This is a genomic window from Flintibacter muris (assembly GCF_943192995.1).
GTDB lineage: Bacteria > Bacillota > Clostridia > Oscillospirales > Oscillospiraceae > Lawsonibacter > Lawsonibacter muris.
Window position 1 is genome coordinate 18,562 of record NZ_CALPCP010000044.1, and the last position, 8,984, is coordinate 27,545.

Annotated in this window: 10 protein-coding genes; 2 read left to right on the forward strand and 8 right to left on the reverse strand. The window is 58.5% G+C overall.

Features of this window, described 5'->3' with window-relative positions:
* Genes NFS22_RS20020 through NFS22_RS20030 form a run of 3 tightly spaced genes read right to left on the reverse strand, consistent with a single transcriptional unit; the run spans position 1 to position 3,258 of the window.
* Entirely contained in the window at positions 1-1,056 is a 1,056-nt protein-coding gene (locus tag NFS22_RS20020) for a M23 family metallopeptidase (RefSeq protein ID WP_251319481.1), read from the reverse strand.
* Positions 1,049-2,452, reverse strand: coding sequence for an ankyrin repeat domain-containing protein (locus tag NFS22_RS20025; protein WP_251319482.1), 1,404 nt, complete (start codon positions 2,450-2,452; stop codon positions 1,049-1,051). Before NFS22_RS20025 ends, NFS22_RS20020 begins: the two co-directional genes overlap by 8 nt.
* Positions 2,453-2,469: 17 nt before the next feature.
* Entirely contained in the window at positions 2,470-3,258 is a 789-nt protein-coding gene (locus NFS22_RS20030) for an adenine nucleotide alpha hydrolase family protein (protein ID WP_251319483.1), read from the reverse strand.
* A 102-nt stretch (positions 3,259-3,360) separates the two neighbouring features.
* Here NFS22_RS20030 and NFS22_RS20035 point away from each other — a divergent pair, with 102 nt between their 5' ends.
* The gene (locus NFS22_RS20035; RefSeq protein ID WP_251319484.1) at positions 3,361-4,863 is read left to right on the forward strand and encodes a Y-family DNA polymerase; all 1,503 of its coding nucleotides are present in this window, start codon (positions 3,361-3,363) and stop codon (positions 4,861-4,863) included.
* Positions 4,850-5,245, forward strand: a complete 396-nt coding sequence (locus tag NFS22_RS20040; RefSeq protein ID WP_251319485.1) for a hypothetical protein — start codon at positions 4,850-4,852, stop codon at positions 5,243-5,245. Before NFS22_RS20035 ends, NFS22_RS20040 begins: the two co-directional genes overlap by 14 nt.
* Position 5,246: 1 nt before the next feature.
* Here the strand turns inward: NFS22_RS20040 and NFS22_RS20045 are convergent, their stop codons facing one another.
* The 5 genes from NFS22_RS20045 to NFS22_RS20065 are packed head-to-tail and all read right to left on the reverse strand — an operon-like array spanning position 5,247 to position 8,700.
* Positions 5,247-7,085 carry a VirB4 family type IV secretion system protein gene (locus NFS22_RS20045; protein ID WP_251319486.1) on the reverse strand — a complete coding sequence of 613 codons (1,839 nt, stop codon included), beginning with the start codon at positions 7,083-7,085 and terminating at the stop codon, positions 5,247-5,249.
* Positions 7,078-7,656: a hypothetical protein gene (locus tag NFS22_RS20050; protein ID WP_251319487.1), complete on the reverse strand. Its 579-nt coding sequence runs from the start codon at positions 7,654-7,656 to the stop codon at positions 7,078-7,080. The genes NFS22_RS20045 and NFS22_RS20050 overlap by 8 nt, the downstream gene beginning before the upstream one ends.
* 11 nt (positions 7,657-7,667) lie before the next feature.
* Positions 7,668-8,039 carry a hypothetical protein gene (locus NFS22_RS20055; protein WP_016317196.1) on the reverse strand — a complete coding sequence of 124 codons (372 nt, stop codon included), beginning with the start codon at positions 8,037-8,039 and terminating at the stop codon, positions 7,668-7,670.
* Positions 8,036-8,302, reverse strand: a complete 267-nt coding sequence (locus NFS22_RS20060) for a hypothetical protein (RefSeq protein ID WP_016317197.1) — start codon at positions 8,300-8,302, stop codon at positions 8,036-8,038. The genes NFS22_RS20055 and NFS22_RS20060 overlap by 4 nt, the downstream gene beginning before the upstream one ends.
* A 47-nt stretch (positions 8,303-8,349) precedes the next feature.
* The gene (locus NFS22_RS20065; RefSeq protein WP_160636537.1) at positions 8,350-8,700 is read right to left on the reverse strand and encodes a hypothetical protein; all 351 of its coding nucleotides are present in this window, start codon (positions 8,698-8,700) and stop codon (positions 8,350-8,352) included.
* Positions 8,701-8,984: the final 284 nt, after the last annotated feature.

Consider the following 8,984-nt stretch of genomic DNA (forward strand, 5'->3'; position numbering starts at 1 on the left):
TTATGGCAGATAGCTTCTGGGATTGGTCCGCTCTCCGTTGATGCGTACCTCGAAGTGGAGGTGGGGGCCGGTGGAGCGCCCGGTGGAACCGGAGAGGGCGATCACATCCCCGGCCTCCACCGTCTGGCCCACCCGCACCAGCAGCTGGGAGTTGTGGCCATACAGGGTAGACAGACCACTGCCGTGGTCGATCATCACATAGTAGCCGTAACCGCCCTGGTTGTAGGTGGACACGGTCACTGTTCCCGGCAGGGCGGCACGGACAGAGGTTCCGGTGGGCACCGCCAGATCCATTCCGCTGTGGCCCTTCCGTTCGCCGGTGAACGGGTCGCGGCGGTAGCCAAACTCCGAGGTGACCACGTTCCGCCAGTTCTCCCCGATGGGGGAGCAGAAGCCGTCCGCGCCGATGAAGGGCACATCCGACCCGGCGAAGCCGCTGCCGCCGCCCGCCGCTCCATATCGAATCAGGTTATAGATGCTGTCGGCGTTGCTCCGCTGCTCAGCAGTAGGCGTCACACCCATGGCGGCGATATTTTGCCATACGGTTCCCAGATCCTCGATGGGGATGGCGGCAGAATAGGTCTCCTCTGTCTCCTCCGGCGGATCGCTGCCCTCCACGAGAACCGTGCGGATACGCTCCTCCCAGGTGACAAAGCAGTCCGCAAAGGACTGAGCGTCCCCATGGCTTCCGGCGCCGAAGTACAGAGCATAAAAAAACGCCTTGACGCGGATATCGTCAAGGCTTGTTTCTTCCTCTGTATTCTCGTTGATGGCAGCAATGGCAATATCCAGCTGGGCGAAGCTGGTGCGCATGGCCTCGATGCACAGCCGGTACTCCTCCGGGGTTTCCGCTGGAATGCCGATGGTATCGTAAAAACACAGTTCCACAGCGGTGATGTTGTGCTCGGTGGCGCCGGAGCCCAGAGCGCACAAAAAGGCGATGAGCAGGATGAGGGGGGAGAGAATCGCCACCAGCGTCCAGCCCACCGCTTTCCGTGCCTTTTCATCGGTCAGAATGATGGCGGCGGCCTTTGCTATCAGAGCCGGATTAGCCAAGGGTCATCCCTCCGTTCTCCTGGGCGGGCTCCTGCTCCACCTCTGCCTGCATCTCAGACCAGTGGTCCGCCAGAGCCTGGAGCGTTTCCTCATGGCCGGCGCAGGGCCGTGTCTGTGCCCACTGGCGGTACTGGTCGAAGTCCATGCCGCCGTCCAGCAGCAGCCTGCACACCTCCACCGCGTCGTTTTGGACACAGGCATGGAGCGCGCTGTAGTCGTTGACGTCCACCCACATCCGCTTTTCCAGAAGTTCTTCCGCGATCCAGCTGTCACGGCCCTCATAGGTCAGCATATGGAGTGTCCTTGCTGAACTGCCTCCTCCGGAGATCCCTTTTTCCACCAGCGCAGATAACGTGCGAAAGTCTTTGTCCATAGCAAACTGCTCCAGAAGGAAAGACGGCGCGGCGGCAATCTGCTCCTCGCCGCACCGCTTGATGATCTCCTTAGCAATGAAGCGATGGTCTGAGTGGGCGTAGGAGGCCATTTCGCCAAAGAAGGACGGCTCCAGCCGCGGCACGCTGGCCTGTGCCCTCACCATCATGGACAGGACCTTCTCCGGATCGTTGATATCGATGGCTCTCTTGCAGGCGTTACAGTACGCCGCGTAGTCGATATTGCACCTGTCCCGCATCAGCAGCTCCGTCATCTTCCGGCCCACGGCCCCCGGACGGCCAGCCGCCTCCACCAGCAGGGTCTCCTCCTGCTGGTACGGAACCTTGGCTGCGTACTTCTTGAAGGCTTCCAGTTCGCCGTCCTGGATCGCCAGCACAGCTTTGTCAAAGTCGCTCATCCGCAGAGGGCGCATTCCTACCGTGTTGACATACTCCGTGATGCTCCCGGTCATGCGGCGCAGGAGCTGCTCGGTCTGGCCCATGGCCTGCTCCTGCCGCTCCCGCTGCTCCACCAGAGCCTCGATGATTACCTTCTGCTCCTGTTGGCTCAGATGCACCACAGAACCGCCGGTGTCCTCCTCCACACCGCCGATCTTCATGTATCGGGCGTGGGTGGCGTGATCGCCGTGGAACGCCTTGGTGATGGCGGAGGCGGTGAGGAACATCCTGTCCAGATCGTTGCCGTTCTCACCCAGAGTCTTGCCGGTGATGAAGCTCCTGGTGATGGGCTTTCCATCCTCATACCACTTGAGATATACATCCAGATAGACACCCTCGCTGGCGCCGTAATCGGTGGTGCAGAAGATATCCGCATCCTTGGGGATCTCCCGGCCATCCTTCCAGTGGCCGTCCAGCAGAAAATACTCGTCCGGCAGGTATCCCATGCCCTCCAGCCGGTGCTTCAGCTCCTCGAATACCTCCTGCGCCACAGGCTGGCCGGCGTACTCCAGCTTGTGCGGGTTAGCTTCAGAGGGTTTCCACCGCTCCAGTTCAATAATATCCATCTCAAAACGCTCCTTTCTCAGCCGCCGTCGTGGCAGTTGCAGGGCAGGTCGTCCTCCGGGAACATCCAGCACATGGCGGTCTGGTTCAGGTCAGCCTCCACGAAATCCCGCCATGCCCAATCCCGCCCCAGGCCCTTGACCGTGATGAGGTTGGGCCGGGCGCCGTCCTCGATGGCGATGGCCCGGTCATACAGATCCCGGTGCTGGTGGTAAAGGGTGCGAATCTCCCGCTTCTTCATGGAGGGACAGAAAAAGCAGGAGGACTTGCCGGGCAGCGGCAGACCCTCCCGCAATATGGCGGCGACGCAGTCCTCCCGCGTCCAGCCCCAGTCCATGAGCGGATATTCCTTTTTATATTTGGTGTCGGCGTCATCGATGGGCTGGGCATGGTCCCGCCGTTTCTGCTCCCCAATGTCAAAGCCGATGAACTTGACAACACGTTCGCCTCTGGCCCAGACCTTCCGGCAGGGCGGATAATTGTTGCAGAATTTGTCCTGGGGCTGAATTTTGTGCTTAAGGGAACACTTCTTGTAGCCGTAGGCGATGGCGGGCAGCGTCCCGGAGCGAAGGCACTCCTGCTCCAGAGTCAGGCGGTCTCCGTTCCTGTCAGTGTATTCCACCTGGGTGATCGTGGGCAGGCCGTGTTCCTCCAGCCAGCGGTCCATGATGGGGAGAAAGTCATAGGTGTGGGGCTGCTCACCCCCGGTATTGGAGAACAGGATCAAGTCCACCGGGATCTTCCGGTGGTACAATCCGATCAGCATGGCGGTCGAATTTGTTCCCCCGCCATATCCAACGATGTTCATGGAGGTTCCTCCTTTAGATATTATGGTATTGACTTGTTTGGTCTGGTGTGGGTATGCTATGATAGGTTCCGGAACGAAACTGCAAGGGAAGGGGGATGTGCAATGAGTGAGCGTACCTACATCGCCGCGGATCTGAAAAGTTTTTATGCTTCCGTCGAATGCATCGAGCGCGGCCTCGATCCCCTGACCACCAACCTTGTGGTGGCGGACCTGAGCCGCACCGAGAAGACCATCTGTCTGGCGGTCACCCCCAGCCTGAAAGCCTGGGGCATCTCCGGCAGGGCGCGGCTGTTCGAAGTGGTCCAGCGGGTCAAGGAGGTCAACGCCCAGCGGCTGCGCTCCGCGCCGGGGCGGCAGTTCACCGGTTCCTCCTCGGACGATACCGCTTTGAAAGCCGACCCCGGTCTGGCGCTGGACTACATTGTGGCTCCGCCCAGGATGGCCCACTACATGGAATGGAGTACCAGGGTCTACAATGTGTACCTGAAATACATCGCACCGGAGGATATCCACAACTATTCGATTGACGAAGTCCTAATGGATGTGACCAACTATCTGGACACCTATAAACTCAACGCCAGAGAGTTGGCGAGTAGGATCATTGCGGACGTACTGGAGACTACCGGCATCACCGCAACGGCGGGAATCGGCACGAATCTGTACCTCTGCAAAGTCGCTATGGATATTGTTGCGAAGCACATCCATCCCGATGTCAACGGCGTCCGCATCGCCAAGCTGGACGAGCGCACCTACCGCCGCCTGCTGTGGGAGCACAGGCCCCTCACCGATTTCTGGCGGGTTGGCGGCGGGTACGCCAGAAAGCTGGAGGCCCATGGCATCTATACCATGGGCGATGTTGCCCGCTGCTCCCTGGAGAACGAGGATCTGCTCTATAAGCTGTTTGGGGTCAACGCAGAGCTGTTGATTGACCATGCCTGGGGCTGGGAACCAGTCACAATGGCGGACATCAAAGCATACACGCCGGAGTCCAAGAGCATCGGCTCCGGGCAGGTTTTGCAATGTCCTTACGGTTATGACAAGGCCCGGCTGGTGGTGCGGGAGATGGCGGATCAGCTGGCGCTGGATCTGGTGGACAAAAGCCTGGTCACAGACCAGCTGGTACTGACAGTGGGCTATGATATTGAAAATCTGAAAGGCCGCGGGTATAAAGGGGAAGTGATCAGAGACCGCTACGGCAGGGCCGTCCCCAAGCATGCCCACGGCACCGCCAATCTGGAGGAGTACACCGCTTCCACCAGGCGCATCATCACTGCCGCTCTGGAACTGTTCGACCGGATCATTGACCGGAGCTTGCTGGTGCGCCGGCTTTATCTCACGGCCACCCGCGTTTCGGACGAGAAATCTGCGCCGGATAAGAAAGCCTTTGAACAGATGGATTTCTTCACTGACTATCACGCTGTTGAGGAGAAGCGGGCCAAGGAGACAGCGGAGCTTGAGCGGGAGAAGAAGGTGCAGCGGACGGTGCTGGACATTAAGAAGCGGTTTGGGAAAAACGCCATTCTCAAAGGCATGAATCTGGAAGAGGGCGCGACAGCAAAGGAACGCAATCGCACGATTGGAGGGCATCGCAGTGGGGAGGTATGACGATATCATCAACCTGCCGCACCACGTCTCCTCCACCCGCCCTCAGATGCCAATGATCGACCGGGCGGCGCAGTTCCAGCCCTTCCGGGCCCTGACCGGCTATGAGGACGCTGTCCAGGAGACGGCCCGATTGACAGAGGATCGTGTAGAACTGACGGAGGATGAGAAGTCCATTCTGGATAGGAAGCTGCAAAGCCTGGCAGACAGGATTTCCTCCAAGCCGCAGATCACTGTGACCTGGTTTCGTCCGGACCAAAAGAAAACCGGGGGCGCATACGTCACCACCACAGGCCAGTTGAAGAAACTTGATGATTATGCGGGCGCTCTGATCATGATGGGAGGAGAGCGGATCGTGATCGAGAACATTCTGGATATCCAGTGACTTACCGTCCGCCCGCCTTCCCGAACAGCTCCGCCTTATGGGGCGGGGCGTGGACTTCCAGGAGATACCGCTCATTGCCGCACTTATAGAGGCAGACGCCCCGCTGGGGGTAGCGGATCAGCTCAAATTCGGACTCCTCCAGCTGGAGGTTGTCCATATAGAACCGCTTATCCACACTGCCGGCGTTGAAGAGGAACTGGTGGGTGGGGATGGCGAAGAGAGGCCGGGTCAGCTCCCGGATGCCGTCCACATCGAAGTCCTCCAGATTCTGACTGGCGAGGATGAGGGCGGATTCTTTCTTCCGCACTCGCTTGAGGGTGTTGCGGATATACTCAATGGTGGTCACGTTGGAAAGCCAGATGTACAGCTCGTCCAGCGTGGCCACGGTGTTTCCCTCGGTCAGAAGTTTGTCGCTGAGGTAGGACAGGACATTGAAGAGCATGGCGTCCTTGACGTTCCGGCTGGCCTGGAGGAGACCCTTCACGCCGAAGACCAGGAATCGGCTGGATGTGATGTTGGTGTAGCCGTTGAAGAACTTGCTTTCGGCGCCCCTGCACATGGAGTGGAGGCCCAGCAGGACTTCCTGCAGCAGTTCCCGCGGGTACAGCGGGTTTTCCTCTCTGTCATAGTGCTGGTAGGCGTCCTCGATCACATCGTAGAGGTCGGAGAGGATGGGGAAATCATCGGGCCGCATGGACTGGAAATCCGTGTGATTGTTGAGTCCCCACTTCTTGTACAGCCGTTCCAGCATCAGCTCGATGGTGTCGATGTGGCGGTCTGAGAAGTCCTTATAGGCCCGGAAAAAGTCCTTGAGGAAGGAGATGTGCTGGCTCAGGCGGGTGCGCTGCCGGAAGGCTGCCGGAGCCTCCGGGTCATCCTCCCCATCGGTATCCCACAGCTTGGGTTCCAGGGGGTTGATGATGTACTGCCCGCTCATGAGGTCAGCGAAGCAGCCGCCCAGGTTGGCGCACAGGTCGATGAGCTCATGCTCCGGATCAAGGCAGAGGGCGGACTTGCCGCTCTCCAGGATGTTGCACAGCAGGAGCTTCAGCAGGTAACTCTTTCCCTGTCCGCTGTTGCCCAGGATGAGGACACTGGCGGTAGTCTTGTCCTCGGCACGGCGGTCCAGGTCTACGATGATATTGGAGCCGTAACGGTCCCGACCTACATAAAAGCCATTGGGATCGTTCTTGCCGGAGTAGTTGAAGGGGAACAGATTCGCCACGCTGGAGGCGGGCAATACCCGTTCATAGAGGGAGCCGAAGACGTTGCTGCCGGCGGGGTTGGAGGCGAGGAAGCCCTCCCGCTGGCGAAGGAGGACACGGTCGGCGTTCAGCTTGGAGCGGGTCAGCTCGGCGGTCACATCGTCCCGAAGGGTGCGGAGACTATCCGAGTCCCTGGCGGAGAGTTCGATAAACACGGCGCAGTGTACCAGCGGCTCCCGGTTGCGGTGCATGGTGGTGATGAGCGCGGCCACGTCCTGGAGGTTGGCCTCGGCGGTGATACTCTGCTTCATGTCGTTGGTGTTGCCGCGCTCCATCCTGCTCTTATTGGTGGCGTTGTGGAGGATGGCGTTCTCCTCGGTCGGCGTGACCTGGCGGGTGTAGATCCGCAGAGTGACGCCGCTTTTCTCGCCCAGATGCCGCAGCAGGGCCAGTTCCTCGGTGCTGGTGGGGTAGCCCCGCAGGGCCAGGGTGCAGTGATACGCGCCGCCCAGGATATAGCTGTCCGTGTTGAACTTCACGGCGGCGGGGGCAATCATGTCCAGGAAGTCCTTGGGCGGTACAGCTTCTGGTTTTAATGTTGCTTTTTTCTTCCTTTTTATCTGCTTTTTAGCCATTGGCGCTCCTCTCTCCGTCAAAGCGGTCAAACTGTTCGGTGGTCACGTCCTGCTGGTAGTACACCGCCAGCAGACGCATCATGTCCTGCTCCTCCGCCATGCGGACGTGAAAGCCGCAGTCACGGATGCGCTTCTCGATCTGTTTCAGATGACCGGCGTCCTCGGAAGACTTTTCCTCCCTGCGGTAGACGAGGGCGAACTCCCGCGCCGAGGCGGTGGTGGACTGGATCTCGTCCAGGTGGCCCATGTCCTGCCGGAGCAGCTCCCGCAGGGCGGGGAGATCCTCCTGCTCCAGCCGGGCCTGATAGTGGTGCTTGTTGCTCTGGAAGGATTCGCGGGAATCCAGGGCCAGCAGCTCCACTGCTTCCATACCCCGCAGCAGCTCCGTCAGGGCGCGGACGCGGCCCCGGACCCCCTCGGCGGACAGGACGGAGAGGTTGTCCGGGCTGACCAGATAAAAAACCAGCTCACCTCTGGCCGTCTTCAGGCCGTGATCGGTGAGCTGGTCAATCCCCATGAGCTGCCGGGTGGACAGATGCCGCCGCAGCTCTTTTTTCTGTTTTCGGTTCAAGTGGATACCTCCTACATCATCTGCATTCCCATACCGGGAGGTGCAGGAATTTCAATAAACTCCTGGGAAGGCTTGCTGGAAAACATATCCTGCAAAAACTGCCGGCCTCCCAGTTGTGCCGCTTTCTGAAACGCCCGGTTGAAGTCACCGCAGTCCATGACCGCTTTCCGGGTAAAGAGTGCTTCTCCGATATGAGGAAACGCCCCCTTATAGGTTCCAACAGAGAGTTCCCCTCCCGGCTGGATTCGGATATAGATTCCGTCCTCTCCGCCGAAATAGTAAAGCGCACCGCGGCCATTCAGACTTGTGATTTTATCCTCAGTCCATTGAAAGCGGCTGTTTTCTGTGACAGCCAGCCACTGTCTCATTTCTGCGTCTGTCATTTTTGTGGGGCACTCCACTCGTAATATTGCTGGTGCAGGAACAGGAAGCAGACAGCGCAGCGCAGGAAGTCCAGGATGCTGGCTCCCTCCATGCGGATGGAGAGGAAGGCGAACAGCACCGTCAGGATCATCAGCAGCATTCCAGACCCATTCGCCAACGCCAGGACAGAGAATAAAAACCCGATGCCAATGACCGCCACGTCCCGCAGCTCCCACAGCCACAGCTTGGGTTTTGCTCTCAGGTTATCAGGGTAGATATAAATCACAATCACCTCCAATAAGTAAAGGCGGCATTGCCGCCCTTACTGGGTCACATAGCCTGTTCCGTTTCCTGTTCCGCCTCCGGCTCCGATTCCCCATTGGCTGTCTGTTCAGCCTCCTCCAGTGCCTGCCGGATGCAGTCCAGGAAGAAGGCGTTCTGCTTGACGCCCTTCCGCTTGAGGTAGTCCTTGAACTGATCGAACAGCTCGGTGGACACCTGGAAGGCTACAGTTCTCTGGTTCTCTTTCATGGTGGGTTTACCCTCCTGTTCATAAAATTTTGCAATGAGTTCGGTCATGTACTGACCCAGTGTCTGCCCGGACGCTTCCTGCCGCTCCCGCACCTTGGCGTGGAGGGACTCCGGAATCTGGGCGCACAGATTTTTTGTTTTCTCTGCCATATAGGGCTCTCCTTTCCTGGGCGGTATGGCAAGTATATCGGAAACGCCGGACAATAGCTATTCACACATACCAACAAAGAAGTTTTTGCAAGACGAAGCAAAACTGACAATGTTATTTTGTGGATATGATCGCCATGGCAATGCCACGCATGATGTACTCTACACATGGAATTGCAACCGAATTATGTGGAGCTCCACATAATTCTATTTATTTAATCATAGTCGTTATGTGAAGAACAGATGTGAAGCAACTGCGCCAGGAGAGAATTCCTGACGCAGTTGCT

Excerpts from the sequence above, each read along its gene's own strand:
- NFS22_RS20045 (WP_251319486.1), bottom strand. The coding sequence starts at position 7,085 with ATGGCTAAAAAGCAGATAAAAAGGAAGAAAAAAGCAACATTAAAACCA.
- NFS22_RS20055 (WP_016317196.1), bottom strand. The coding sequence starts at position 8,039 with ATGACAGACGCAGAAATGAGACAGTGGCTGGCTGTCACAGAAAACAGC.
- NFS22_RS20065 (WP_160636537.1), bottom strand. The coding sequence starts at position 8,700 with ATGGCAGAGAAAACAAAAAATCTGTGCGCCCAGATTCCGGAGTCCCTC.
- NFS22_RS20035 (WP_251319484.1), top strand. The coding sequence starts at position 3,361 with ATGAGTGAGCGTACCTACATCGCCGCGGATCTGAAAAGTTTTTATGCT.
- NFS22_RS20025 (WP_251319482.1), bottom strand. The coding sequence starts at position 2,452 with ATGGATATTATTGAACTGGAGCGGTGGAAACCCTCTGAAGCTAACCCG.
- NFS22_RS20030 (WP_251319483.1), bottom strand. The coding sequence starts at position 3,258 with ATGAACATCGTTGGATATGGCGGGGGAACAAATTCGACCGCCATGCTG.